The organism is Caulifigura coniformis (assembly GCF_007745175.1).
GTDB lineage: Bacteria > Planctomycetota > Planctomycetia > Planctomycetales > Planctomycetaceae > Caulifigura > Caulifigura coniformis.
Window position 1 is genome coordinate 2,128,833 of record NZ_CP036271.1, and the last position, 25,868, is coordinate 2,154,700.

Annotated in this window: 19 protein-coding genes; 12 read left to right on the forward strand and 7 right to left on the reverse strand. The window is 63.6% G+C overall.

Annotated features, from left to right (window positions below; genetic code table 11):
* The first annotated feature begins 10 nt into the window (after positions 1 to 10).
* Positions 11 to 1,414, forward strand: a complete 1,404-nt coding sequence (locus Pan44_RS08440) for a right-handed parallel beta-helix repeat-containing protein (protein WP_145029131.1) — start codon at positions 11 to 13, stop codon at positions 1,412 to 1,414.
* A 105-nt stretch (positions 1,415 to 1,519) separates the two neighbouring features.
* Here the strand turns inward: Pan44_RS08440 and Pan44_RS08445 are convergent, their stop codons facing one another.
* Positions 1,520 to 2,395 carry a DUF4142 domain-containing protein gene (locus Pan44_RS08445; RefSeq protein ID WP_145029133.1) on the reverse strand — a complete coding sequence of 292 codons (876 nt, stop codon included), beginning with the start codon at positions 2,393 to 2,395 and terminating at the stop codon, positions 1,520 to 1,522.
* A 352-nt stretch (positions 2,396 to 2,747) separates the two neighbouring features.
* Positions 2,748 to 2,888, reverse strand: coding sequence for a hypothetical protein (locus tag Pan44_RS27310; RefSeq protein ID WP_197453945.1), 141 nt, complete (start codon positions 2,886 to 2,888; stop codon positions 2,748 to 2,750).
* Between the two features lie 374 nt (positions 2,889 to 3,262).
* On the opposite strand from Pan44_RS27310, the gene tgt reads away from it, so the two are divergent.
* From tgt to secD, 3 genes are all read left to right on the forward strand, one after another.
* Entirely contained in the window at positions 3,263 to 4,375 is a 1,113-nt protein-coding gene (gene tgt / locus Pan44_RS08450; protein ID WP_145029134.1) for a tRNA guanosine(34) transglycosylase Tgt, read from the forward strand.
* 110 nt (positions 4,376 to 4,485) lie between these two features.
* Positions 4,486 to 4,887: a preprotein translocase subunit YajC gene (gene yajC, locus Pan44_RS08455; protein ID WP_145029135.1), complete on the forward strand. Its 402-nt coding sequence runs from the start codon at positions 4,486 to 4,488 to the stop codon at positions 4,885 to 4,887.
* A gap of 50 nt (positions 4,888 to 4,937) precedes the next feature.
* Positions 4,938 to 8,300, forward strand: coding sequence for a protein translocase subunit SecD (gene secD, locus Pan44_RS08460; protein ID WP_197453946.1), 3,363 nt, complete (start codon positions 4,938 to 4,940; stop codon positions 8,298 to 8,300).
* A 554-nt stretch (positions 8,301 to 8,854) separates the two neighbouring features.
* On the opposite strand, the gene Pan44_RS08465 is transcribed toward secD, so the two are convergent.
* The 3 genes from Pan44_RS08465 to Pan44_RS08475 form a co-directional block, all read right to left on the reverse strand.
* Entirely contained in the window at positions 8,855 to 9,856 is a 1,002-nt protein-coding gene (locus Pan44_RS08465) for an acyl-CoA desaturase (RefSeq protein ID WP_145029138.1), read from the reverse strand.
* A gap of 166 nt (positions 9,857 to 10,022) precedes the next feature.
* Positions 10,023 to 10,760, reverse strand: coding sequence for a response regulator transcription factor (locus Pan44_RS08470; RefSeq protein ID WP_145029140.1), 738 nt, complete (start codon positions 10,758 to 10,760; stop codon positions 10,023 to 10,025).
* Positions 10,761 to 10,911: 151 nt separating this feature from the next.
* Entirely contained in the window at positions 10,912 to 11,400 is a 489-nt protein-coding gene (locus Pan44_RS08475) for a hypothetical protein (RefSeq protein WP_145029142.1), read from the reverse strand.
* 212 nt (positions 11,401 to 11,612) lie between these two features.
* Here Pan44_RS08475 and Pan44_RS08480 point away from each other — a divergent pair, with 212 nt between their 5' ends.
* On the forward strand, positions 11,613 to 13,154 hold the full coding sequence (locus Pan44_RS08480) for a SpoVR family protein (RefSeq protein WP_145029144.1): 1,542 nt from the start codon (positions 11,613 to 11,615) through the stop codon (positions 13,152 to 13,154).
* A 434-nt stretch (positions 13,155 to 13,588) separates the two neighbouring features.
* The gene (locus Pan44_RS08485) at positions 13,589 to 15,286 is read left to right on the forward strand and encodes a hypothetical protein (protein WP_145029146.1); all 1,698 of its coding nucleotides are present in this window, start codon (positions 13,589 to 13,591) and stop codon (positions 15,284 to 15,286) included.
* Here Pan44_RS08485 and Pan44_RS08490 read toward each other — a convergent pair.
* Positions 15,245 to 15,796, reverse strand: coding sequence for a GNAT family N-acetyltransferase (locus Pan44_RS08490; RefSeq protein WP_197453947.1), 552 nt, complete (start codon positions 15,794 to 15,796; stop codon positions 15,245 to 15,247). The genes Pan44_RS08485 and Pan44_RS08490 overlap by 42 nt on opposite strands.
* Positions 15,797 to 15,948: 152 nt before the next feature.
* On the opposite strand from Pan44_RS08490, the gene nuoD reads away from it, so the two are divergent.
* From nuoD to Pan44_RS08520, 6 genes are all read left to right on the forward strand, one after another.
* Positions 15,949 to 17,169, forward strand: a complete 1,221-nt coding sequence (gene nuoD, locus Pan44_RS08495; RefSeq protein ID WP_145029150.1) for an NADH dehydrogenase (quinone) subunit D — start codon at positions 15,949 to 15,951, stop codon at positions 17,167 to 17,169.
* A gap of 610 nt (positions 17,170 to 17,779) precedes the next feature.
* A complete protein-coding gene (locus tag Pan44_RS08500; protein ID WP_145029152.1) occupies positions 17,780 to 18,787 on the forward strand; it encodes a DUF1559 domain-containing protein in 1,008 nt (335 codons plus the stop codon).
* Positions 18,788 to 18,923: 136 nt separating this feature from the next.
* Positions 18,924 to 19,295 (forward strand): hypothetical protein, encoded by a 372-nt coding sequence (locus Pan44_RS08505; RefSeq protein ID WP_145029154.1) that lies wholly within the window; start codon positions 18,924 to 18,926, stop codon positions 19,293 to 19,295.
* A gap of 71 nt (positions 19,296 to 19,366) precedes the next feature.
* A complete protein-coding gene (locus tag Pan44_RS08510) occupies positions 19,367 to 21,796 on the forward strand; it encodes a Kelch repeat-containing protein (protein WP_197453948.1) in 2,430 nt (809 codons plus the stop codon).
* Positions 21,797 to 21,880: 84 nt separating this feature from the next.
* Entirely contained in the window at positions 21,881 to 23,413 is a 1,533-nt protein-coding gene (locus tag Pan44_RS08515; RefSeq protein WP_197453949.1) for a DUF2271 domain-containing protein, read from the forward strand.
* Between the two features lie 34 nt (positions 23,414 to 23,447).
* Entirely contained in the window at positions 23,448 to 24,107 is a 660-nt protein-coding gene (locus tag Pan44_RS08520; RefSeq protein ID WP_197453950.1) for a PepSY-associated TM helix domain-containing protein, read from the forward strand.
* An 8-nt stretch (positions 24,108 to 24,115) separates the two neighbouring features.
* Here the strand turns inward: Pan44_RS08520 and Pan44_RS08525 are convergent, their stop codons facing one another.
* Entirely contained in the window at positions 24,116 to 25,432 is a 1,317-nt protein-coding gene (locus Pan44_RS08525; protein ID WP_231754254.1) for a Gfo/Idh/MocA family oxidoreductase, read from the reverse strand.
* Between the last annotated feature and the right edge of the window lie 436 nt (positions 25,433 to 25,868).

The window sequence follows — 25,868 nt, forward strand, 5'->3', positions numbered from 1 at the left end:
GAGGTGCGGGATGTGGAGCGTAGGAGTCCGGGCGTTCGGCTGTCTGGCGTCGTTTATGGCAGCGGCAGTGCTGCTGTCTGCGTCACACCTGTCCGCGGCCGAGTACCACGTCGGCCCCGACCAGCCGATCAAACGCCTCGAAATGGCCCCCTTCGCACGGCTGCAGGCGGGCGACCTCCTCGCCATCCACTGGCGGCCCGATCCTTACCGCGTGAAGTGGGTCCTCGCCTGTCGGGGAACGAAGGACAAGCCGATCGTCATTCGCGGCATCCCCGGCCCTGAAGGGCAGCTCCCCGTAATCGAGGCCGACGGAGCGATCACCGGCACCGGACTCGACTACTGGAGCGGGCAGCGCGGCCTCATCAAGATCGGAGGCTCAAACATTCCGCCCGATGTCATTCCGGCCCACATCGTCATCGAAGGGCTGGAAGTCCGCGGTGCACGCCCGGGCCGGAACTTCTTCGGACGCGACGGGCTCCAGGAATACAGCGACGCCGCCAGTGCCATCTACATCGAGAAGGGCGAGCACATCACCATTCGCAGTTGCCGTCTGCACGACTGCGCCAACGGCTTCTTCACCGCCCCCGAATCGAGCGAGATTCTCGTCGAAGGCTGCCACATCGAAGGCAATGGCCTCGAAGGAAGCGGCTTCCAGCATAACAGCTACACAGAAGCCGCCGGCATCATCTACCAGTTCAATCGCTTCGGCCCGTTGCGCGACGGCTGCGGCGGCACGAACCTCAAGGATCGCTCGGCCGGAACGGTCGTTCGATACAACATCATCGAAGGGGGCAACCGGCAGCTCGACTTCGTGGAGTCGCAGGAAGGGGACACGATCAAGACCGATCCGCGTTACCACCAGGCATTCGTCTACGGCAACCTGCTGATCGAACCCAACAACGCCGGCAATCCGCAGATTGTCCACTTCGGAGGCGACAGCGGGCCGCAGGAAGATTTCCGGCAGGGACCGCTCTGGTTCTATCACAACACGGTCGTCTCGAAGCGGCGCACCAACACGACTCTGCTCCGTCTCTCGACGCAGCTGCAGAGCGCCGAGGTGTTCAACAACATCGTCTATGTCGAGGCCGAGGGCTCGCGACTGTCGATCCTCGACGAAACCGGAACCGCCCGCCTGCACCACAACTGGCTGAAGAAGGGCTACAAGGACTGCCACGGAACGCTCGCCGGAACGGTCACCGATTCCAGCAACATCACCGGCGACGCTCCCGGCTTCCGCGACGCAGCGCAGCACGACTTCCGGCTCGTCGAATCATCCCCCGCCCGCCACGCGGGACAGCCGCTGCCGAACGCGCTCGCCGAGCAGCCGGTGAAATACGAACTTGTCCCTCCGTTCGGCTTCCGCAAGCGGCCCGCCGACGACCGGCCCGATCTCGGCGCCTTCGAGCTGCCGTAGCAACGCGATTCCCGTCCGGCGCAGTACACAACAAAAGAAAGCGTTGCCGACGGCTGGGAGGGGGAGTCGGCAACGCCTTGTGACGATCGCGTTCTCGATGGCGCGTCACTTCTTCGAATGCGCCTCCTTCCCCAGGTCGTTCATCAGCTTCTCCAGGTGATCCTTGTGCGTCTTGGTCGTTTCCTGGGCTTTCAACGTCCATTCCGAAAGGTCGCTCGAAGCTTCTTCACCCGCCGCCTTCAGCGTCGCGAGCATGCCAATGTGCGCTCCAAGCTGCTGGCCGAGAAACGCCTGGTCGAATTCGTGACCTTCGTACTTAGTCAGCTCTGCACGACTCAGAACGAGGCACTGCTCATGGGTCCGGACCGCCATCCGGTGCATCTTCGCCATCAGGTTGTTCTGGCCTCCGTGGGCCGGGGCGTTCTCCGCATCGGCCGGCACCTTGAGCGCTTCGCGGCTGTTTGCTGCGCCTCGGATTTCCGCCTGATCGGTCGTCAGCTGTGCGTTCGCCCCGTGAGGTGAAGCGAACTCCTTCAGTTCGCCGATCGCCTTCTCGTGATCCTTGATCATCGTCTGGGCGAGTTCTTTTACGGCCTCGCTCTTCGTTCGTTCCATGCCGAACTTCAGCAGAGCGATTTCGCCCTGATTGCCCAGGATCAGGCAGTCCGCCACATGGGAGTCGAACCGGTTCTCGGCGGTTTGCCCCGGCCGGCCACGACGGTTGGCCTGGCGGGCACGCCCCTCCTGGCTCGGAACCTCATTCCGTGGTGCAGACGCCCCGGGTGCAAAGGAATTTGACCCCTGTGCCGCAGCCGGCGGCTGAGTCCGATCTCGTTCACGCGTCTGGTTCTGATCAGCTCCCTGGATCTGCGTCGTCTGGCCGGGGCGCTGCGGCGAACCGGGCTGCGGACTCCCGACCTGCTGGGCCGGAACGGAACTGGCGGCAAGCATGGCCGCAATTGCGGTAGTGGAGCGCAACATGATCGGAACTCCTGTTTCAGGGCGCCGGCAGGAGGCAAGAACGTTGTTTCAAGGTGAGGCGGCTCTCGAGCCGCAACCGCCCGGCGCGACCCCTGCCGACCGCGCCGGGCGCAGTCCTGATCTCGCCGGAAGACGAGAAGCGGCCTGCAATGGATATGCCGCCTCCACCCGGCCCAAGGGCAAAGAACGACCTCCTCGGCCCATTCACCCCGTTCGAACGTTGAGATTCCGCAGCGCAGAAAGAATCTGCCCCACTGGCCACGCAAACTGGGAACAAGGCACCTCGGCCCCTGAGTGGCGTTCGCTGGGGCAGCAGCGTGTTCGCCGGAGAATCGCCCGGCCGACCTGAGACTCAGAAGACGTCAAACCACGAGGACGGATCCCAGATGCCTCCATCGGACTCGCCTTCGCCCTGCTTGTCCGAACGTGGGCAGACGCACCACGCCGTGATTCCAATTCCCAGCCACAGCAGGACGATCAAGAACCACACCATGGCGATCACCTCATCATCGACTCAATGAAGCTCCGGATTCGCCAGAACAAGGCGACGCAGAGGGCCGTGATCAGCAGGACTCTCCAGGTCGGGGTTCCGAACATACATTTCCTCCTGCCGATCAAACGCCCCGAAAAACGCGCGCGATCAAAGAATCGGACCTCGACTGCTCCGATTTTGAATCAGCGCAGACCCCTTCATAACAACGACTTGCGATTCGCGGCCGACGACCATCCCGGAAACAGCGGGAAGTCCCGTGTGCCCCGTGATGGCGTCCCTGAAACCGGAATTCTCCGGGGACGACGCGGCGGGGTCTGAGGGACGCGGCTAAAGTGGGGGCCGCGCGTCCGCCTGGTTCGTTTCCGCAGCGATTGATGTTTCGTTTCCACCTTGAAGCCGTCGACTCCGCCACCGGCGCCCGTGCCGGGCATTGGGAGACGCCGCATGGCGTCGTGGAAACGCCCGCGTTCATGCCCGTCGGAACCCGCGGCTCCGTCAAAGGACTCTGGCCCGAACAGCTCCGGCAAACCGGAGCGCAGAAAATCCTCGCCAACACCTATCACCTCGCACTGCGGCCGGGCGCGGAGGTGGTTCGCGATCTCGGCGGTCTCCACCGGTTCATGAACTGGGACGGCCCGATCCTCACCGACAGTGGCGGTTTCCAGGTCTTCAGCCTGTCGGGACTTCGGCGGATGGACGAACGGTCCGTCGTCTTCAAGTCGCATATCGACGGCAGCCTGCTCGAGCTCAGCCCCGAAAGCGCCATGAAGATCCAGGAGGATCTCGGGGCCGACTGCATCATGTGCCTCGACGAGTGCCCGCCCGCGACCGCCCCCGAGGAGAAGATCCAGGCGGCCGTCGACCTGACGACGCGCTGGGCCGCCCGCTGCCGCGACGCCCATCAGCGGGCCGACCAGGCGCTGTTCGGAATCGTGCAGGGGGGAGTCCTCCCGAGCCAGCGGGAACGCTCGGCCACAGCCCTCCTGCCGCTCGACTTCCCCGGCTATGCCATCGGCGGCCTGAGCGTCGGCGAAGCACCGGCGCAAATGTATGAAACAGTGGGCTTTACAACGCCCTTCCTGCCGCAGAACAAGCCGCGTTACCTGATGGGAGTCGGTCGGCCTGTCGACCTGATCGAGTGCGTCACCCGCGGCATCGACCTGTTCGACTGCGTGATGCCCACGCGGAACGCCCGCAACGCCACCGCCTTCACCAGCCGTGGGCCGGTCAAGATGCGGAACCTGGTTCATCAGCGTGACGAAGGACCTCTCGACCCGGACTGCTCCTGTCGGACCTGCACCCAGTTCAGCCGGGGCTACATCCGGCATTTGTTCATGGTCGAGGAGATGCTCGGCCCGATGATGCTCACGCTCCACAACCTCACGTTCTACCAGACCCTGATGCGTGATCTGCGGACGGCGATTAAGTCGAACCGCCTCACGGAGTTTCGCGCGGAGCGTCTTGCTGCCCTCCGTGGCGAACTCTAGGATACGCCCTTTCGATCCGGGGGGCTGGGCCGCCAGAAGGACGAGGTGCGTCCTGTCGGTGGGGTGGCTTCGTCACGGGTCGTCTGATCCTTTGAGCGACCGAACAAACAATGTGGAACTGGCTGACGGTAGCGCTGGTCTTGGCGCAGGCTGGTGGTGAAGCGGCTCCGGCCGCGGCACCCGCAGCAGGCGAGGGAGCGGCGCAGCAACCTCCTGGCACGGGGAGCATGATCGGCTTCTTCGCCCCGATCCTGCTGGCCTTCATGGTCATGATGTGGATGAACAGTCGTCAGTCGCGAAAGGACCAGGATCGCAAGCGCAACCTGATCCAGTCGCTGAAGAAGAACGACCAGGTCGTGACCATCGGCGGCATCATTGGAACCTTCGTCAGCAGGTCGGAAGACGGCCTCGAAGTCACCCTCCGCATGGTGGACGACTCGCGCATCAAGTTCCGGGCGGACGCCATTCGCGACGTGCTGTCGACTTCCGAAGCCGCTCACGAGAAGAGCTGACCCGTCGAAGCCCACTCCGCAGCGACAGAATCCATCTCATTCAGAAGCAGATGAACCCGGTCCTGAACACCGGACGGAGCATTCTCCCGATGAACGTGTTGTTGTGTGCACTGCTCGCGTGCACGGCCCTCCTTGGACAAGACCAGTCACCCGCCGGCACGGAGGCTCCTGCGGCAGCGGCTCCGGCCACGCAGGCCCCGGCCCCCGCGCCGATGACGCCCGCGGCCGAAACGCCCGCTGCTCCGGCGCCGGCCGCCGAACAGCCTCCGGCAGCCCCGGAGTCACAACCGGCCGCTTCGGCAACGCCCCCCGCTGCTCCTGCAGCAGCCCCTGCAACACCGCCGGCCGCTGCTGAAACGTCTCCGGCCACTCCCGCGGCGGCGACGACAGCTCCCGCCGAGCGGCCCGCCCTCGAGCCGGGCAAGCCCGATCCTGCCAAAACCTCGATCCCGGCCCCACGCGGAGTCGAGCAGCCCGAGGGCTTCGCCCCCGGCACCAGCGTCCCCACGGAAGTGAAGGGCTCCTGGGCCGGCCTGCTGCTGCTCCTCGAGGTTCTCGCCATTCTCGTCCTGCCGTTCATCGTCGGCAGCTTCATCGCACAGTCGCTGCGCGTGAAGGAAATGAGCTTCCGCATCGGCCTCGTCCTGTTCGCGCTGACCATCGGTTTCGTTCCGTTCATCAACGCCCAGATCCGGACCGGCCACTGGCTTAACGCGATCAAGCTCGGAATCGACCTCGCCGGCGGATCGAACATGGTGTTCGAAGTCGACAAGGCCGCTGCCAAGGCCGCCGGCAAGGAGAACATCACCGCCGACGTGATGGACAAGCTCGTCAGCCGCGTCTCCAAGCGAATCAACGCCGGCGGAACCGAGGAAATCACCGTCCGCCGCGTCGGAACCGACCGCATTGAAGTCATCGTCCCCAAGGCCAGCCAGGAACAGGTCGACGCAATCAAGCGCCGCATCGTCGACCTCGGCAGCCTCGAGTTCGACATCCTCGCCAACCGGTTCGATCACCAGGCGATCATTGCGCTGGCCGAACCCTCCCGCAACAACCCGGCCGTCAACGACATCTACCAGGACGACCGCCTCATCGCGAAATGGCGGCCGGTTGCGAAGATCGGCGACACCGACAAGCTCAAGCCTGTCGAACCGGATCCGTCGGTCGACGCGCCTGCCCGAACCGTCATTCGCGACGGCAAGGAAGTCAAAGAACTGCTCCTCGTCGTCGAACCTGATCCCAGGAAACGGATCACCGGCGACTTCCTCGTCCGCGCCACCGAACAGCTCAGCGAAGATGGCCCAGCCGTCGGGTTCACGTTCAACCAGTACGGCGGCTTCCTCTTCAACCAGCTGACGACGAAGTATCAGCCCCGCGAAGGTTCGCACCGCACGCGCCTCGCTATTCTTCTCAACGAAGAAGTCCATTCTGCGCCGACGATCAATGCCGTCATCGGCTCGAACGGCCAGATCTCAGGCCAGTTCACCTCCAAGGAGATTCAGGAACTGATCGGCGTCCTGAACGCAGGCGCCCTCGACGTTCCGCTGAACCGCAAGCCGGTGAACGAGTTCACGGTCAGCCCGTTGCTCGGGCAGGACATCCAGACCAAGGGCTACCGCGCCATGCTCATCTCGAGCATCTCGGTGTTCGTGGTAATGGCCGTCTACTACCGCAAGCTCGGCCTCATCGCCAACCTCTGCCTGATTGTGAACATTGTCCTGCTGATGGGCGTCATGTCGCTCATCAACGCGACTTTCACCCTGCCCGGCCTCGCCGGCGTCGTGCTCACCATCGGTATGGCGGTCGACGCCAATGTGCTGATCTACGAACGCTTCCGCGAGGAAAAATCGAAGGGCAGCAGCCTGCGGATGACCATCCACAACGGCTTCCACAAGGCCCTCGCCACCATCGTCGACTCCAACCTCACGACGCTCATCACGGCGGTCGTGCTCTATGTCGTCGGCACCGAGCAGGTTCGCGGCTTCGCCGTCTCGCTCTTCATCGGCATCGTCGTGAGCATGTTCACTGCCCTCTACATGGGACGACTGCTGTTCGACCTCGCCGAACGCAAGCGATGGCTGACCGACATCAGCATGATGGAAGCCATCAAGGCGACCAACATCGCGTTCTCGAAGAAGACTCGCGTTTTTGCCGTTCTCTCCTGCTCGCTGATCGCCCTGGGCCTCGGGCTCGTGGCCTGGCGCGGCTCTGACAATCTCGACATCGACTTCCGCGGCGGCTCCATGGCCACCTTCCGGTTCGATGGCGAAACCCCCACCACCGACGAAATGCAGCAGCGGCTCGACGCGGCCTTCCAGGAAGCCGTCGCCGTCGAAACCCTGCAGACCGTCGACAATCCGCCCAAGACGCTCGTCCGCATCCGCTCGACCAAGGACGATGACAACGAAGTCAGCCGCCTCGTCGCCGAGGCGTTCAAGGACAGCCCCCAGAAGCTTATCCATCAGAGCCTCACGGCCGGCGCTGTCACCCGCATCGAGAACTCGACCACTCCTGAGTTCAAGGATGGTCACGAAGTGACGCTCACGTTCGACTCGCCGGTGTCGGCCTCGACCGCCAGCGAAGCCGTCGGAGAACAGCTGGCCGAGATCAAGGGAGCGGACGGCAAGCTGAAGTATGCCGACGCTCTCTCCCTCGTGGCGGCGATCAATCCGGTCAATGCTCCGCAGTCGAAGGAAATCACCGTCCGGGCGAAATCCGTCGTCACCTCGGAAGATCTTGCCGCGGCGGCCAGCAGCTATGCGAAGGCCGCTTCCGGCCGGCCGCTGTTCGAAGAACTCAACACCTTCGACCAGGCCGTGGCCAGCGAAACGCAGTGGATCGCCGTGACGGCGATCGTGGTCAGCATGCTGGCGACGATCCTGTACCTGTGGTTCCGGTTCCTCGCGGTCGACTTCGGACTGGCCGCTGTCGTGGCCGTGCTCCACGACATCTTCGCGGTTCTGGGACTCGTCACTCTTGCGTCGCTGGCCAGCAAGACGGCCATCGGCCAGTCGCTCGGACTGATCGACTTCAAGTTCAACCTGTCGCTCGTGGCGGCGTTCCTGACGATCGTCGGTTACTCGCTGAACGACACGATCGTCGTGTTCGACCGCATCCGTGAAGTCCGGGGCAAGAGCCCGACGGTCTCCAAGGAACTCGTCGACCGCGCCCTGAACGAAACCCTGAGCCGCACGTTGCTCACCGGCGTCACGACCCTCATCGTGATCTTCATCATGTACGCCCTGGGCGGAGAAGGCCTGAAAGGCTTCGCGTTCTCCCTGTTCATGGGAATCATCATCGGCACCTACAGCTCGATGTTCATCGCGAGCCCGGTGCTGGTGTGGCTGATGAACCGGAAGATCAAAAAAGGAGGCCGGCCCGGAGCCGTCAGCACCAGGGCCGCCGCCCTCTAAGCCTCCCCGGCAAGTTCCAAACGATGAAAGCACCCCGGCCGCTTCAAAGCGGCCGGGGTGCTTCGCGTTTGACGACCTGTCCTTGTCTCCCTGCTGCGACGAGGGGTGGCCTCGATATTCCAATGGACTCGACGGGCGAGCGGCCAGCCTCAGCCGGCTGATCCACTCAGGCCGCAATCCCTGCCCGCCCTGCAAGGGCCTATACCACCACTGGCCGTCGTGAGATCGACAGCAAGAAGAGCGATCTCGCCCCCCATCTCCTCTCCTCTTCGTCGGGCGAGACGACCCATCGACCTGGGCCAACGTCGTGCGAACGAAATGCGGCCGTGGATCGACGCAGCGATCAAGCCGTTTTCATGGCTCCTCTACAGGCGATGGAGCGGTTCTCGATTCGCATTCGTCCGGTCATCGCCTGCGGATCCCGGAATACCGGTGTTGAAGCTGCTCGAGCGACGGAATCGGATCATCACGGCCTTCCCTCAGCGCGGCCCGGTGCAAAAAAAGGGACGCTGCCCTGAGGGCAGCGTCCCTTTTGTCAGTTCAATCAACGGTTCCTACAGGTCCGTCTCCGTCGACTCGGCTCCGACGGCTGGAACGCGGTCGTCGACGTCGTACGCCTGGCCAATCGCACGCAGGAACTTGATCGCGTACCACGTCGGGTCCAGCTCCCACCAGCGATGCCCGGCCCGGGCCAGCTTCGGATGGGCGTGGTGGTTGTTGTGCCAGCCTTCACCGTAGGAGAGGATCGCCACCCACCACAGGTTGCGCGATTCGTCGCGGGTCTGGTAGTTGCGGTAGCCCCACAGGTGCGTCGCCGAGTTCACGAACCACGTGCTGTGATAAGCCATGCACATCCGCACGCACAGGCCCCACAACAGCCACGGCATTCCGCCCGCGGCATACAGGGCGACGCCGGTGGCGATCAGCCACAGGCCGTACGTCTTGTCGAAGAACTGCAGCAGCGGGTCCTTGGCGAGGTCCGGGCAGAACCGCCGGTCCATCATCGCCCGCATGTCCTTCGAGTGATTCACGAACAGCCACATCATGTGCGACCAGAACTCGCCTTCCATCGGCGAATGCGGGTCACCCGGCTGGTCCGACTTTGAGTGGTGAATCCGGTGCGTGCCGGCCCACATCAGGGGCGAGCCTTCGCCCGAAATCACCCCCGCCAGCAGGCAGAAGAACCGCGACGGATTCCGCAGCTTCAGAGAGCGGTGCGACAGACAGCGGTGATAGCACAGGCAGATGCCGATGCTGCACGTCAACCAGTGCAGGAAGATCGTGATCCCCAGGGCCGACCACGAGAAGAAGAACGGGGCCGCCAGGGCACCGGCGTGCATCGCCGCCATCCAGACGACGACGATCCAGTCGACATTGGCCCACTTGAGTTGGTCCGGCTCGAAGCTGGCGAACACCGCGGCCTTTTCAGCAGCGGCGTTCTGCTCGACATCGGCCGCCACAACGATCTTCGACTCCCGGGCTTCGCGAACCGGCTCGGACGTGTGCTTCCGGCGGGAACGCCTGGGACGGGGAACTTTGGGCGCAGGCGCGTGCATCGAGGGTGACTCCAGAAATCCGGTCGGCTGATCAATCAGCCGGGGTTGCGCTCGGCCTGGCCATTTCCAGGCACCTTTGACGCGGCACTATAAGCGGATTTCGGCGCGCCGATGTCAGCGTGCAATCAAACTTCTGTCAAAGTTTTGTCACACGCGTAAAGCACAACTATTCCTGCACTTGCGACAAGCCAGGATTGGCATCAAATCGGTATCCCGTCCCCCGGATCGACACCAGGTACGTCGGATTCGCCGGGTCCTGCTCGATCACCTTCCGCAGCCGCATCACGAAATTGTCGATCGAGCGGGTCGCCAGGTCGGCCTTCTCGGCCCAGACGTCCTTCAGCAGCCGCGACCGCGAAAGCACTGTCCCCTCATGCTGGATGAGGTAGCGGAGCAGCTGCATTTCCATGGTCGTCAGCGTGTGGACGGTCTCGCCGTTCCGCACCTCGAACCGGGCGAAATCGACCGTCACATTCCCGAACCGGAACAGATCGCCCGCTTCCATCCGCTTCAGGGCCAGCCCCATCCGGGCCGAGCGGTCGAGCAGGTTCCGGACGCGGGACAGGAGTTCGGGAAGGGCGAACGGCTTGGTGAGGTACTGGTCGGTCCCGCAGTCGAACGCCTGGGAGCGGTCCTCACTGAGAGTCCGGGCACTCAAAACGAGAATCGGGACGCGGCCATCGACGGTGCGGATCTCGCGGCAGATCTCGTAGCCACTCATGCCGGGAAGCATGAGGTCGAGCAGGATCAGGTCGACCTCGCCGGGATGCTCCTGAAAGTACGCCAGCGCGGCCGGCCCATCCCCGAACACTGCCGGCACGTAGCCCTCCTGTTCGAGATTAAAGGCCAGCCCCCTGGCGAGAGCTTCCTCGTCTTCAACCACCATGATCCGCGGTGCGCCCATGCTGCCATTCTAGAAAGAGGCCGATCGGTTCCAAAACGCTTGTCGAAGTGCCACCAGACTGCCGTGCCACAGCCGTGCCGGCCGTGTACCAACGCCAGCGCCTCCACCTCGCTTGTCTTGCCTCTCGACCCCAAGCTCCCACTCGTCCCCATCAAGCAACGCGGGTCGTCACCTGCGGTTCCACCTTGACCCCCAGAAATCCCTCCCACTCCCGCACGGTCGAGTCGCTGCGAATCGGAATCCAGTCCACGGTCCCCAGCGCGACCACCCGGCGGGCTTCCGGCCTGCGGCTCCGCGTTGTCAGGACAAGAATTCGACGCCGCTCCCACAACCCGGCCACCTGCAGGATCAGGGCATGCCGGGGAACGGATTCGCGTTGCCCCTGGCTGTCGATCAGGTCGACGCCGGTCACGGTCTGCTCAATGGCTGAATACCGCGTCCTGGCAGTCGGATCGCTGGCGAGCCGCCACACCAGCCACGCAACGCCCGCAAAAATCAGAACCACCACGCCCAGCAGGGGAAATTCGGCCCCGAAGCCCACGTCCATGGACGGCCAGAACGACGGTCCTTCCCGGTGCTTCTCGAGCACGTCGGCCAGCGTTCCATCGAGCTCTCTACGAATCGGACTGCCTGCATCCATCGGAGACCAACTTTCCAGTTGGAAACTCAACGCCCAAAGACGGCCGGGGGATCATCCGAAAGACGACGGAAATCGCGTCGACTGACCGGATTCGGAGATCCTGACCGCAGTTGATCTACACCGCCCGGCGCCCTCGCTCCTAGAATTCCCCGACGTCCTTCGCGCGGGCGTCAGGGATCAGGGATTCGACACCAGCTACGAGCCGTGCGTCCATGCCACTTTCTGTTCAGCGTCCGCTCCCGCCGGAAATCAAAGACGCCCAGGACCGTCTGGCGGAGATCGCGAAAAGCTATGGCCTCGACTTCCCCGAGACCATCTTCGAAATGCTGGACTACGAAGAGATCAGCATGTTCGCCGCCTTCGGCGGCTTCCCCGTCCGCTATCCGCACTGGAGGTTCGGCGCCGAGTACGACGAACTGACCAAGAGCTACTCGTATGGCCTCTCGAAGATCTACGAGATGGTCATCAACACCGACCCCTGCTACGCCTACCTGCTCGACGTCAACGCCTTCGCCGACCAGAAGCTGGTGATCGCCCACGTCTACGGGCATGGCGACTTCTTCAAGAACAACGCCTGGTTCGCGCAGACCAACCGCAAGATGCTCGACCAGATGGCGAACCACGCCTCGCGCATCAACCGCTACATCGATCGCTACGGCTACGAACCGGTCGAGCAGTTCATCGACGCCTGCCTGTCGCTGGAGGACCTGATCGATCCGCATTCCCCCTTCATCCGCCGCACTCCCGACCCGAAGAAGATCGCCGAGGAGGAAGAGCAGCGGAAACGGGAGCGAGAGCAGGAAGACCGCGGCCTGCCCGAGGCCCGCGGCAAGTTCGCCGCCAAAGAGTACATGGACGCCTTCATCAACCCGCGCGACGTGCTCCAGCGCGAAATGGAGGAACAGCGGCGGGCGGAAGAGCACAAGGCCGCCTCCCGCTCCTTCCCGGACGAACCCGCCCGCGACATTCTCCTGTTCCTCCTCCAGCACGCCCCGCTCCCCGACTGGCAGCACGACATCCTCGGCATCATCCGCGACGAGGCCTACTACTTCGCCCCCCAGGGGATGACGAAGATCATGAACGAAGGCTGGGCCAGCTACTGGCACTCCAAGATCATGACGACCCACGGCCTCACCGACGCCGAAGTCATCGACTATGCCGACCACCACTCCGGCACGATGGCGATGTCGCCCCAGCGCCTGAACCCCTACAAGATCGGGATCGAGCTGTTCAAGGACATTGAGGAACGCTGGAACCGCGGACAGTTCGGTCACGAGTGGGAACACTGCGACGACTGGGAGACCCGGCAGAAGTGGGACAGGAAACTCGGGCTGGGACGCGAAAAGATCTTTGAGGTCCGCCGGATCCACAACGACGTCACCTTCATCGACACCTATCTCACCGAGGACTTCTGCCGGAAGCACAAGCTGTTTTCGTTCGCCTACAACGAGAACAGCGGCGACTACGAAATCGCCTCGCGCGAGTTCCAGGACATCAAGAAACAGCTTCTGACGAATCTGACCAATCACGGCCGCCCTTTCATTTATGTGAAGGACGGCAACTACAAGAACCGTGGCGAGCTCTACCTGGCCCACGACTACGCCGGCGTCGAGCTCAAGCAGGACTACGCCCGCGACACGCTCGTCAACGTCCAGAAGATCTGGGGCCGCCCCGCCCATATCGAAACCGTGATCGACGACAAGTCGGCAATCCTCATCTACGACGGCAAGAGTCACGAAATCCGGGCGGCGTAGAAGGTGAGCAGAAGAGAAGGAAGGGCGTCGGTCAGGGGCATCGCCTGTTTCCCGATGGGGAGGAGACTGCATTTCAAGCAGCCCGGCCGGTCGATCGTCGAGGAGGCCGAATCGTGAGGCCCCACCTGCATTGAAGAGACCCCTCCCTCAGAAATGGACCAGCCGGGCTGCTTTGCGCGGCGGCGCCCCTCTCCGAATTGCAACTCCCGATGCCGCGTCGCAGTCGATCCACATCGGCCCGCAATCTGCACATTGAACCGCTCTTGTTCAAAACTGCCGGTTCGGCTTAGAAAACCGCCCCTCAAACTCAGCTTTCTCTGCGGTCGGGGCTTGCCGGAAAGGATTTCCGCGCCGCCACAGCCCGCGATTTCGTCGAGTCGACGCCAAGGATGGTTCGCATGTCTCTCCGGCGCGCTGCCCGAGTTCTTGCCTGCATGGCATTCGCTTCGTTCGCCGTCTCCGCGCCGACTCGCGCCGACGACGCGATCACCGTCGACCACGCCCCCGAGCCGCTTGTCACCAAGGTCTACCAGGTTGCCGATCTGGTCGTCCCCCTGGCGTCCGAATCGGGTGCGAAGAAGAGCTCCGACTTCGAGTGGCTGATCGACCTGATCGAGCTGCGCACCGGAGCCGACTGCTGGCCCCAGGGAGGCGGGCAGGGAGCGCTGACTGTGCATGAGTCGACCCTGTCGCTGGTCGTGCGGCAGTCTCACGCCATGCATGAACGCATCGCAGATCTGCTCAGTGAAGTTCGCGGCACGGGCGATCTCGCGCTCAGCGTCGAAATCCAGCTGATCCAGGGAGATCTCGACGCCTGCGGAGACGGCAAGATTCATCGAACGGCGCAGGGACTTGTCGACGCAGCTGGCAAACAACGTCTCCTGATGACCCTGCAAAGCCAGAAGGAGAGCGCGATCACCGCAGCCCCGAAGATCACATTCTTCAACGGGACGACCGCTTCGATCGAGACGACCGAAGAGGGATGCTCCCGGACGTTCAACGTCCGGGGTGTGATCTCCAAAGACAATCGCTATTCGCGTCTGTGGATCGACGCGAAGATCAACGGCGAGACCTCGAAAGCTGAAGTCCTGATCCCGGAAGGCCACACCGCCGTCCGCAAGCTCCCCGGCGAAAACTCCTGGCTCCTGCTGACGTCGCATGTCATCAACGCCGAAGAGCCGCAGGTGATCGCCCCGTTGAAGCAGATGCTCCCGCCGTCTGGAGATCAGAAGCGCTATCTCGTCCCCGTCGACGAGACTCCCGAACCCGCCGAACTCACCAGCGTGCCCCAGTTCAAGGCCCAGGCCGAAGCCTTCGGCCTCTCCGTGGCCAGCCGGCCGACCGAGCATCCGGCCGCCACTTCCGAGCCGTCCCCCGCGCTCGTGAACGCCGTGGAACAGGTCGAGTACCAGGTTGCCCACGCGGAACCTGCGCCGATGACAGAAGCCCTCCCGGAAGCCCCGGCGCAAGCGACTGTGCAACTCGAAGAACTGCCCGCGCCCCCGGAACTCGACAATCCACGTGAAGCGAACTCCGCCAGGGGATTCGCCAACGTCTTCACGATCGAGCCCGAAGCCTCCGAGGAGCCGGCCCGGCTCAATCTCTGCCTCGACGATGCGGACTGCCAGTCACCCCAGAGGCTGTCGCTCCAGGTCTTCGACAACGGTTTCGTCGCGGTCCCCCAGTTTCCGATTCCGCTCAACGCAATCCCCGCCCCGAGTCCCGCCGGTCAACGCACCGCGTCCAACCGATCCCTGCCCCATGTCGACTTCTTTGCAGTCGAGGGGAACGGCGTTGGCACCGTCCCACGCTGGCACGGCCCAGACGGCGTCCTGATCTTCACGAATGAACGGCCCCGTCGTGGTGTGGTGCAGGCCTCGGCTGCGAAAGCCCCCGCTGCGAGCCTGGAATCGAACCTCAAGACGGCCGCCAGCCAGCTCGAGGAACTCGGCCTGAATTCGGAGGCGAGAATGATCCGGTCGCTGCAGCACTCGCTGGAAATGAAGGCCCGTGAACGGTGCCGGCAGATCGACCTCGAGATCGCCCGGCTGCAGGCGGCCCGTGCGCGCCTCGAACAAATGGCCGGCCCGTCACGGAAAGTCAGCCCGGCAAACGCCACGGAAGTCCGCTGAGATTTCGGAACCCCGAAGACATTCCCAACGCCAGACGGGACCATCATCGGGATCGACGACTTCTCCCGTCCGTTGAAACCCGCATTTCGTAAGCACCCGTGCGGAAGCATTCGGCGTGGGGAGCGTGTGAGCGATGACCAGCCGGACTTCCGGCTGCTGGTGTGCCAGTTCCACGAGCGCGCGGGCCATCCGGGTTGCATATCCGCGGTTTTCCAGCTCGGGGGCCGTGCAGTAGGCGATTTCGACGCTCCCCTGGGTGTCCGGCCGCGCCTTGAATCCCCCCATTCCCACTGCCTGGCCGAGTTGGCAATCCACGCCGAAATAGCCGCGGGACCAGGGAGTGATGCCATCGAGAAACGCCAGGTACTCCTCGCTGATGTGCTCCGCAAAAACCAACATCCCCTCGGCGAGGCTGACCCCTGTCTCGCGTTGAAACGCCTCGCAGCCCTCGCTGAAGGCCCGGAAGCCAGCGGCGGCCTGCGGAAGCAGCTCGAATCGATTCTGGCTCATAAAATCAGCGACACAGGCCCCTCGTCGGAGTTCGGGCGGTCTCGCGTCTTGAACCCCCGCCCCGGGCGTCATACGATCCCGGTCGCGATTCTGCCAGAAGCCCGATCCCTCGCGAGGCCGGGCTTCTTCATGCCGCCCGTGTCCGAACTGTTATGCCGCTTTCACTTTCCGACGCCTCCCCCGTCTCTGAAGCCGACCAGGAATACCACTGGACGCTGAACTTCGGGCCGCAGCACCCTGCCACGCACACCACGCTGCGCCTGATCCTCACGCTCGACGGCGAGAAGGTGATCAACGCGGTCCCGCATATCGGTTACCTGCACAGCGGGTTCGAGAAGCTCGGCGAGCACCTCGATTACAACCAGTACGTCACCATCGTCGACCGGATGAACTACATCTCGCCGATGGCGAATGAGCTCAGCTGGCATCACACCGTCGAGAAACTGCTCGGCATCGAGCTCACGCCCCGCTGCACCTACCTCCGCACCATCTGTGCGGAGATCATGCGGATTCAGGACCACCTGTTGAACGTCGGAACAACGGCCCTGGATCTCGGAGCCTTCACGGCGTTCCTGTACGCGTTTACGCAGCGGGAAAAGATCTACGACATCGTCGAGTATGCCTCCGGACAGCGATTCCACACGAGCTACACGCGCGTCGGCGGAATGCTGTACGACGTCAACAATGACTGGGTCCAGAAGGTCCGCGACTTTGTGAAGGGGTTCCGCCCCGCCCACGAAGAGATCAACGGCCTGTTGACGCGTAACAAGATCTTCATCGACCGCACCAAGGGGATTGGTGTGCTGTCGAAGGCGGATGCGATCAACTTCAGCGCAACAGGCCCCGTGGCCCGGGCCAGCGGCGTCGTTCGCGACCTGCGCAAGGACGAACCTTATCTCGCTTACAATGACTTCGATTTCAAAGTCGTCTGCTCTCAGGGCGGGGACTGCTATGCCCGCTACCTCGTCCGCATGCAGGAGATGATCGAGAGCATCAAGATCATCGAACAGGCGCTTGAGAACATTCCGGCCGGGCCGCTCAACGTCTCGGTCGACAGCGATGTTGTGCTGCCGGCTAAGCCGGCCGTGTATCGGAGCATCGAAGGGCTGATCCAGCACTTCGAAGTGATCATGCCGAATCGCGGGTACCCGGTCCCGATGGACGAAGTTTACGGCTCGACGGAAACGGCGAACGGCGAACTGGGCTTCTACCTCGTCGGCGACGGCAGCATCCGGGCCTACCGGGCCCGCACACGTCCGCCCAGCTTTATCCACTTCGGGATGTTCCCGAGCATGGTTGTCGGCCACCAGCTGAGCGACGTCGTCGCCATCCTGGGATCGATCAACATCATCGCGGCCGAACTCGATCGGTAACACGGCGAACCTGCGGTTCGCCTAGGGGCCATTCCGGGGCGAATGCCTCCGGGTCGCCTCCGCGGCAACGCATTCAATGCGCCTCCACCGGTCGATTGGACGCGGTCAAACCATCCGGCAACGCCGTGACCCGGCATTCGGGAGTGAGCCTTTCCGGGCCTCCCGCGAATGGATGCGAACGCTCCGCCGATTGAGGGCCCTCCTATCACACGCAGGGCCGACTCTCCGCGTCCGCTCGAACGCACAGTGACCCGCCACTCTTGAAAGGGCGATGCGTCTGGTGAACCACGGCCGGGGGAGAGATTTCCCATGTCGATGGCCTCTCTGACGCGAGCTCTCCGGGCTCGCGTCAGCCACGGCAACGGCGCCAACAACGGCCCCTGGGCGCCAGCACCGCGGATTCTCGGAATCCCAGTCTCGGGCAGGCCTCATCCTCTCCCAACGAACCCTCGCGCGCGGCCGACCGCAGCATGCATCCGGCTTTTTCAGATTTTCTTTCACTTCCCCTCGACACATTGTTGACACTGAGTCTCAGTATCCACATAGTGCGGCCATGTCCCCTGCCGCCGCCAAATCCTCTCACCCCAAGCCATTGCCCCAGGCAGGTCCGATGCAACGAAGTGGACTCCCCTCCCGATCCCGACGACACGGCTTCACCCTCATCGAACTCCTCGTCGTCATCGCCATCATCGCGATCCTGATCGCGCTCCTCCTCCCGGCCGTCCAGCAGGCACGCGAAGCCGCCCGCCGGACGCAGTGCAAGAACAACATCAAGCAGATCGGGCTGGCGCTCCACAACTTCCACGACACCTACAACCACTTCCCTGCGTCAGTGAAGAATTCCGAGGAACTGGAAGTCGAACGGGCCTACCAGGCGTTCACCAGCGGAACAGCCTCGACCAACGCACCCACCGCCACCTATCCGACCGGCTTCATCGCGATTCTGCCGTTCCTCGAGAACGACGCGCTCGCAAAGAAGTGGGATCCGCTGAAGCCCCGCAACGACGCGACCGACGCCGATGGAGACGGCTACTCCAACGCCAAGCTGCAGCAGATGCTCATTCCGACGCTCATGTGCCCCACCATGGCCATGCCGTCCGGGCCGCTCTCTTCAGCGGAGAATCGTGCCCCCTGCAGCTTCATCTTCAACTCCGGCACAGTCGACTCACAGCTCTACGCGTACTGGTCCTACTACGGCTACACGTCGGAGCCGCGATACGACGGCGCGATCCCTCCGGTCCGCCTGGCACCGAAGGGAAGTTCCAACCCGAGCCCCAACGCCAACTATTCCAAGTTCCGCGACATCACGGATGGCACGTCCAACACGTTCGCGCTCGGCGAGACCGACTTCGCCCCCAACGGCAAGCCGTCGACCACCATGGGAGCCGTCTGGTCATACGGCTACATCTACACCAACGGCAGCACCTTCACGAAGCTTAACGCCAACAAACGCGACAACAGCTCCGCCAACTTCGGAGCCTTCCGCAGCCAGCATGTCGGCGGCGCCCACTTCCTGATGACGGACGGCTCGGTCCATTTCATCAGTGAAAACATCGACTTCCCGCTGTACCAGAAGCTCTCGACTCGCGATGGGGGTGAAGTCGCGAGCTTCCTGTAATGACGGAGTGCCCTTCGCTGCCGTCGCAGGGGGCGGCAGCGGACGGCGTCATTTTTTTTTGTCCAACTTTCCATCGCTCATTGAGCAAGCAGATTTCGACGCCCTTTGTGGGCGCGATCGTCAGGCAGGCCGAGTCGTGTTCCGAGTCCATTGGCAGTGTGCGCTGTTCCGGGTCCCATACGGCGTTCATCGAGGGGCAGCGGGCTGCTGCCTCGCGATCACGGCTGCGTTCTTCAGTGCTGGATGCGGCTCGTCATCGACGGCCCTCGAAACGGCGCCTACTGACGTCCCTTCTCTCTCGACCCGACCGCTGACCGTCGAGATCTGGCAGGAGAGCACAGACCCCGAGAAGTACGCGCCGGAAACCCTGGCGCGACTTCGTGCGGAAGTCCCTGCGCTGAAATCGCTCGCGAACTGGAAGAAGTTCCACAGGGAGGTGGTTGTACCCGGCTTCCAGCGGGACGTGGCCGGAACCGGCGGCCCGTCGCCACCACCGTCGTCTGAATGATTGACGGCCGGGCCGCGAACGCTGATATACACACACTCTATCGTCCGAATTGCAGTCCCTGGGGACACACCGTGCATCGTCCGCATTTCCTGATCGCCGTCATCGCCGCGTTCGCCGTCGGCCTGCCAACCTCCGCCGAAGCGGCCAAAGACCTCCCGCCGATTCCGGAGGCCGTTTCCAGCTTCGGAGCGACCGTCGTCGGCAACCATGCGTACATCTTCGGCGGCCACATGGGTCGCGTCCCCGGAAACTCGAAGGATGGTCTGTCCCCCCATTTCGCGCGGATCGACCTGACGGATCCCGGGAAGGAGTGGGAAAGCCTGCCGATGCATGAGTCGTCGCAGAGCCCCGGGCTCGTCGGCTGGAACGGAAAGGTCTATCGGGTGGGCGGGCTGAGCTTCCGCAACAGCAAGGGAGAAGACACCGCTTTCAACTCACTCGCGACGTTCGCCGTGTTCGACCCGGCGACGAAGGCCTGGACAGAACTGGAACCGCTGCCTGTTCCGCGCTCGTCGCTCGACGCCGCCGTCGTGGATGGCAAGCTGTACGTGGTCGGCGGCTGGAATCTTCAGGAAGCCGAGGCACAGAGCGCCCCGTGGCATGAAGAGGCTCTCGTCTTCGATCTCAGCAATGAGAAGGGAAGCTGGAAGACGATTGCGAAGCCGCCGTTCAAGACGCGGGCCCTCGCCGCGGCCGCCCACAACCACAAACTCTACGTGCTGGGCGGGATGCACAGCACGAACCAGACGACGAAGGACGTTCACGTTTACGACCCGAAAACCGACACCTGGACCCCAGGCCCAGAACTGGCCGGCGCCGACCAGTTTGGCGGCTTTGCGATCGCGGCATTCGGCTCGGAGGGGAAGCTGTATTACTCGGGCGGCTCGGGAACGGTTTACGAACTTAGTGAAAAAGGGGATCGCTGGAATCCCGTCGAACGTCTCCTGTTCTCGCGGATGTTTCACCGGCTCGTCGTCGGACCGAACGGCGACGTGATCGTGCTGGGAGGCGTCGGCGGCCGGACGTACCTGTCGAACGTGGAGTCGGTCGAGGTGGCTCAGAAACCTGCCACGAAGCGGTCGGAATGGAGCGTGGAATTCCCTGGTCGGGCCCGCCATAGCCAGGCCCTGCTGGTCTCCGGCACGACGTTGTACGCTTTCGGAGGAAACTCCAGCACGGCCCCGCACGATTTCGAGAAAGAGAACTTCTGCAACGAGGCGTTCGCCTTCGATCTCGCCGGACGCAAGGTCGAAACGCTGGAGCCGATGCCGCATCCGATGCAGAGCGGAGCCGCGTTCCTGGCAGGCCCCCGGATCGACCAGTCAGTTTATCTCGTCGGCGGACTCGGACCGAATAGCGAAAAGGTCGGCGCCCTGGATCTCGTCCAGCAGTACCGCCTGCGGAGCAAATCGTGGTTCGAGGAAACGAAGCACCTGCCAGCCGGCCGATCGATGTTCAACCTCGCGGTGCATGACCGCATGGCCTGGATCTTCGGCGGGAGCGCTGGTCGCGAGCTGGCGACACAGACCTGGACCTGGGACCCGCAGAGCGGCCAGGACGCCGAGGTCGTCGAGCAGGCGGCAATTCCGACGCCTCGCCGTTCGTTCGGCGGGACGATGCTGGGTGGAAAATACTACGCAGTCGGCGGCCTCGGCGAGAAAACGTCGATCCTGCCGACGGCAAGCGTCTTCGATTTCAAAACGATGCAGTGGACCGACATCGCCTCACCGAAACATGCTCGCGTGTTCCCGAATCTCGCGGCAGCGGGCGGCAAGCTGTACCTGTCGGGCGGCTTCGCGAAGGTCGACGGGCACTTCGCGAGCGCCACGGCCATCGAAGTTTACGATCCGGAGTCGAACACCTGGTCGGTCGCCTTCGAAGAGCTGGCCCCGAGACTGGCGAGGATGTCGCTCGTCAGCCTGCAGGATCGACTGTTGTTTTACAGCGTCGACGCCGACAAGGCCGGCCTGGCCCATTTCGTCCTGATCGATCCAAATCCGCAGACCGTTGGTTACGGCGAAGCGCCCGCGCAGCCGGAAGAACGGAGCGCGGGAGCGGAACTGGCCGCCCAACTGAAGGCACTCGACAAGAACGGAGATGGCAACGTCGCGGCCGATGAAGTCGGCGAACGTTACAAACGGCTCATCGCGCGAATCGACGCCAACAAGGACGGGTCGGCCTCCGCAGAGGAAATCGCCGCCTTCACAAAGGCGGAAGATGAGAAAGCCGCTTCGCCCACCGCGGGCGGCCCTCGCGGAGCAGGCGGTGGTGGAGGCGACCCGACGGCTATGGTCACCCGCACGCTCGAGGAGAACGACAAGGACCGTGACGGAGTCCTCAAGGAAGACGAAATCCCGGCACGGATGAAAAACAACCTCGAACGGATCGACACCAACAAGGATGGCGCGATCGACCGGGCCGAACTGGAAGCAATGTTCAAGTCGTTTCGCGGTCGCGGCGAGGGGCGTGGAACCGGCGCAGGCGCTTCGCGGCCCAATTGACACTCGACCGCGTCTTACGAAGACATTCACAACGAACGACATCGAGGAAGCAGGATGACGGCGTACGGCAGAATCTTTTGTGGAATGCTCGCGGTCGCAGCCGCGGTGGTCTCGGCGGCCCCGGCCCTGGCCGCAGATCGCTACGCGTTCCAGCACGATTTCGTGCTCGGGACGTCGCTCGATCTCGAGATCGTGGCCGACTCGGAACAGGCGGCCTCCGCCGCCGAGTCGCTGCTCCTCGCCGAGATCAACCGGCTCGCCGGCATCTTCAGCACCTATGACGCCAACAGCGAACTCAGCCGCTGGCAGTCGGCCGTCGGTGTTCCCGCGGCGGTCTCCAGCGAACTGTTCGAGGCCCTCGCCGCCTGCGAACGCTGGCACGAAGTGAGTCGCGGCGCCTTCAATCCCGCCGCCGCGTCACTCACCGCCATCTGGCAGCAGGCCCAGCGGGAGCAGCGTCTTCCCTCGGCCGACGAACTGGCCCGATGCGTCGACGCCATCGAGCGGCCGCAGTGGACGCTCGACCCCGCCACCCGCACCGCGACGCGCCTGACGAACGGCCCGCTCTCGCTCGACGCCATCGCCAAGGGCGGCATCGTCGACCGGGCCGTCGCGAAAGCCCTGGCGGCTCCCGGCGTACGCGGAATCATGGCCTGCATTGGCGGCGACCTGCGTGCCGCTGGCGACATTGAGATGGTCGTGAACGTCGCCGATCCCCATCACGACGAGGTCAACGCCGCGCCTCTCTGCTCGATCGTGCTGAAAGACGCCGGCCTCGCCACCAGCGGCAACTACCGCCGCGGCTTCGACATTGCCGGGCGCCACTGGTCGCACATCCTCGACCCGCGGACAGGCCAGCCCGCGAATTCGACGGCTGGTGTGACGGTCATTGCCGAATCAACGGAAACGGCCGATGCCCTGGCGACGATGTTCAGCGTGCTCACGCCGGCGGAAGTCGCGGACGTCGCCGGCACACTCTCCGGAGTCGACTACCTGCTCGTCACCGAACAAGGTCGCCAGATTCCCAGCCCCGGCTGGACCCGCCGCGTGCAAGCGGCGAAAGCGGCCTCGTTGCTCGCCCAGGCCGAGGCAAAGCCGCCGGCGGCGAAATCCGAACTGCTCGAACTGGTCGTCAACTTCGAGCTCAACAAGCCCAGCGAAGAGCAGTACCGACGCCCGTACGTGGCCGTCTGGATGGAAGACGCGGATGGATTCCCGGTCCGAACGGCGGTCCTGTGGATGCAGACGAAACAGCCCGGCCCGCGCTGGCACCGCGACCTGCTGCGGTGGTTCAAGAACGATCGCGTGCGCAAACTGGCGGACGAGAAAGACCTGATCGGCGTGATTTCCGGAGCGACGCGCGGTCCTGGCGAATACAAGGCGGTGTTTGATGGCCTGGACGATGCAGGCAAGCCGCTGAAGCCCGGGAAGTACACGCTCTACATCGAAGCCGCCCGCGAACACGGCACCTACCAGCTGATCCGTCACCCACTCCAGCTCGGCGCCGAGCCGATCCCGGAAGCCAAGCTCAAGAGTAATGTCGAAATCAAGTCCGCCTCCGTCGAGTACCGCAAGCCGCAACCCGCCAGGCCCGACGGCAGCCAGCCCGCTTCCTGAGGGACTGCGGACGCCCGCGCATCGCGACGGTCCCGTGAAACGGCGGCACAGCCCGTTCTACACGTGGTTTGCCGCCACGATGCGCTGGCTGCACATCTACGTCTCCCTTGTCGGGTTCACGGCACTCCTGTTCTTCGCAGTGACGGGCATCACGCTGAACCACCCGACGTGGCTGGGGGGCGATGCGCAGCACGTCACCGATTTTGATGGAACGATCCCGGAAGCGGTTCTCCCCCGGAAACCGCTCGAAGCGGCAACCGAAAGTGAATCGACCAGCGATGCGGAAGAGGGCGGCGACGATGGCGTCGACCGCCTGGCCGTGGCCGAGCATCTGCGCGCAACGCATTCGTTGCGCGGCAAGGTGAGCGAATTCCGCGTCGATGACACCGAGTGCATGGTCCTCTTCCGCGGCCCGGCGTATGCCGCGGATGCGTACCTCGATCGCGCGACCGGAAAATACACCGTCACGCAAACCGCGATGGGTCTCGTCGCCCTGATGAACGATCTCCACAAGGGACGCGATTCCGGACAAACCTGGTCACTCGTGATCGACATCAGCGGCGTGCTGATGATCGTTGTCTCGATCACGGGCCTCGTCCTGGTGTTCTACCTCAGACGCCGGAAACGCTCCGGACTGATCTCCGTCGTCGTGGGAACGTTCATCCTCATCGGCGCCTACTACTTCGGCGTCTGACGCGAACGTCAGGCCTCGATCTCGAATCCCTTCCGCTGTTCGCGCGCCAGCCAGGTATTGGCCTCATCGTCCCCGACGAACCGCTCCGCCTCCGGGTCCCATTTCAGCGGACGCCCCAGCCGCATCGAGATGTTGCCCAGGTGGCACGTCGTCGCCGAACGGTGCTGGCTGACGACATCGGACAGCGGCCTCTTCCTCGAGGCCACGCAGTCGAAGAAGTTCCCCATGTGGTTGATGATCGCATCCAGCTTGCCCGTGCGGATAGGCCGGTCGAGATTGTCGGCTCCGTAGAGCGTGAAGTCCCCCCGGTCGAGCGGCCTCGCTTTCAGCTCATCAACGGGCGCGCCGGCGACAGTCCCCCGATTTACGAAGACGCGCCCTGCGGTCCCTTCAAACATCACTCCGTTCCGCCCCTCGTCGAGAACTTCCATCTCCACGCCATTCGCGTAGCGGTACTTCACCTGGTAGTCGACGGCGACGTTGTACCCGTCGGCGACCTGCGGCAACCGGCAGCGCCCGTCGATCTCGACGGGGCCCGAGTTGTCCATTCCGATCCCCCACTGCGCAATGTCGATGTGGTGCGCGCCCCAGTCCGTCATCTGCCCGCCCGAATACTCGTACCACCACCGGAAGGTGTAGTGGCTCCGTTCGGCGATGTAGGGCACGTCCGGCGTCTGCCCCTGCCAGAGGTTCCAGTTGAGGTTCGACGGAACCGGCACGCGTGCAAACGGCCCCCCCGTCTTGTTCTTGCCGAGGATCACCGTCACCTTCTGCAATGTGCCGATCCGCCCGCCGCGCACGAGTTCACACGCCAGCCGGAAGTTGTGGTCGCTGCGCTGCCAAGAACCCACCTGCACGACCCGACCCGATTTCTGCACCGCCCGGCAAAGCGCCTTCCCCTCGTCGACCGTCAGCGTCAGCGGCTTCTCGCAATACACGTCTTTCCCGGCCCGGACGGCGTCGATCACCATCGCTGTATGCCAGTGATCGGGCGAGCCGATCGTCACGACATCGATGTCCGGCCTCTGCAGCATGTCCTGGTACTGCTCGAACAGGGCCGCCTTCCCGCCGAACTGGGCCTTCGCCTTTTCCGCGATGTCCCGATCAACGTCGCAGATGGCGACGATGTCGCCATGCGCCTGGGCTTTGTCGGCGATCACCGAGCCCTGATACTTCATGCCGATGCTGGCGATCCGGAATCGCTCGTTGGGTGATCGCGTCGCCGGCTGCGCCGCGCTGAACGAATACGGGACGAACACGCCGGCTGCCGCGAGACCGGCCGAAGCCTTCAGAAAACGTCGACGAGATTGGAACGACTGCGTCACGAATCCACTCCCCGAGAAACTGCGGCCACGCTCGGAACAGCAGGTTCCAGGCATTTTGCCGCCGGGCCGTACTTTCGATCACGAAATGAGCCTAACGCAGATGGGATTTCGGAGCGAAGTGTTTCCAGAAAACAGTCGCAGAAACCCGGGAGGCGCCGGGGAGGAAAGGCCCTACGCGCGCAACCCTCCACGACACAGTGGAGGGATCATGAATGTCATCACTGTTCACCACGTCGCTCACCGACACGCCGCCACCGTTCCGGAGGCATTGTCGCCACAAACCAGCTCTCGCCATGCCTCTCTGGAACTTCAGTGGGAAAAAAGGCCAGAGGGATGCACCACACGTCCGAGCGCGCTTCTTGCTCCACCGGGCAACAGCAGTCGCGTGACGCGCCAGGGCGTCGTCGCGTAGAACGGTGTTTAAGCGTCGCAACCG

Excerpts from the sequence above, each read along its gene's own strand:
- Pan44_RS08440 (WP_145029131.1), top strand. The coding sequence starts at position 11 with ATGTGGAGCGTAGGAGTCCGGGCGTTCGGCTGTCTGGCGTCGTTTATG.
- Pan44_RS08445 (WP_145029133.1), bottom strand. The coding sequence starts at position 2,395 with ATGTTGCGCTCCACTACCGCAATTGCGGCCATGCTTGCCGCCAGTTCC.
- Pan44_RS27310 (WP_197453945.1), bottom strand. The coding sequence starts at position 2,888 with ATGGTGTGGTTCTTGATCGTCCTGCTGTGGCTGGGAATTGGAATCACG.
- tgt (WP_145029134.1), top strand. The coding sequence starts at position 3,263 with ATGTTTCGTTTCCACCTTGAAGCCGTCGACTCCGCCACCGGCGCCCGT.
- yajC (WP_145029135.1), top strand. The coding sequence starts at position 4,486 with ATGTGGAACTGGCTGACGGTAGCGCTGGTCTTGGCGCAGGCTGGTGGT.
- secD (WP_197453946.1), top strand. The coding sequence starts at position 4,938 with ATGAACCCGGTCCTGAACACCGGACGGAGCATTCTCCCGATGAACGTG.
- Pan44_RS08465 (WP_145029138.1), bottom strand. The coding sequence starts at position 9,856 with ATGCACGCGCCTGCGCCCAAAGTTCCCCGTCCCAGGCGTTCCCGCCGG.
- Pan44_RS08470 (WP_145029140.1), bottom strand. The coding sequence starts at position 10,760 with ATGGGCGCACCGCGGATCATGGTGGTTGAAGACGAGGAAGCTCTCGCC.
- Pan44_RS08475 (WP_145029142.1), bottom strand. The coding sequence starts at position 11,400 with ATGGATGCAGGCAGTCCGATTCGTAGAGAGCTCGATGGAACGCTGGCC.
- Pan44_RS08480 (WP_145029144.1), top strand. The coding sequence starts at position 11,613 with ATGCCACTTTCTGTTCAGCGTCCGCTCCCGCCGGAAATCAAAGACGCC.
- Pan44_RS08485 (WP_145029146.1), top strand. The coding sequence starts at position 13,589 with ATGGCATTCGCTTCGTTCGCCGTCTCCGCGCCGACTCGCGCCGACGAC.
- Pan44_RS08490 (WP_197453947.1), bottom strand. The coding sequence starts at position 15,796 with ATGAGCCAGAATCGATTCGAGCTGCTTCCGCAGGCCGCCGCTGGCTTC.
- nuoD (WP_145029150.1), top strand. The coding sequence starts at position 15,949 with ATGCCGCTTTCACTTTCCGACGCCTCCCCCGTCTCTGAAGCCGACCAG.
- Pan44_RS08500 (WP_145029152.1), top strand. The coding sequence starts at position 17,780 with ATGCAACGAAGTGGACTCCCCTCCCGATCCCGACGACACGGCTTCACC.
- Pan44_RS08515 (WP_197453949.1), top strand. The coding sequence starts at position 21,881 with ATGCTCGCGGTCGCAGCCGCGGTGGTCTCGGCGGCCCCGGCCCTGGCC.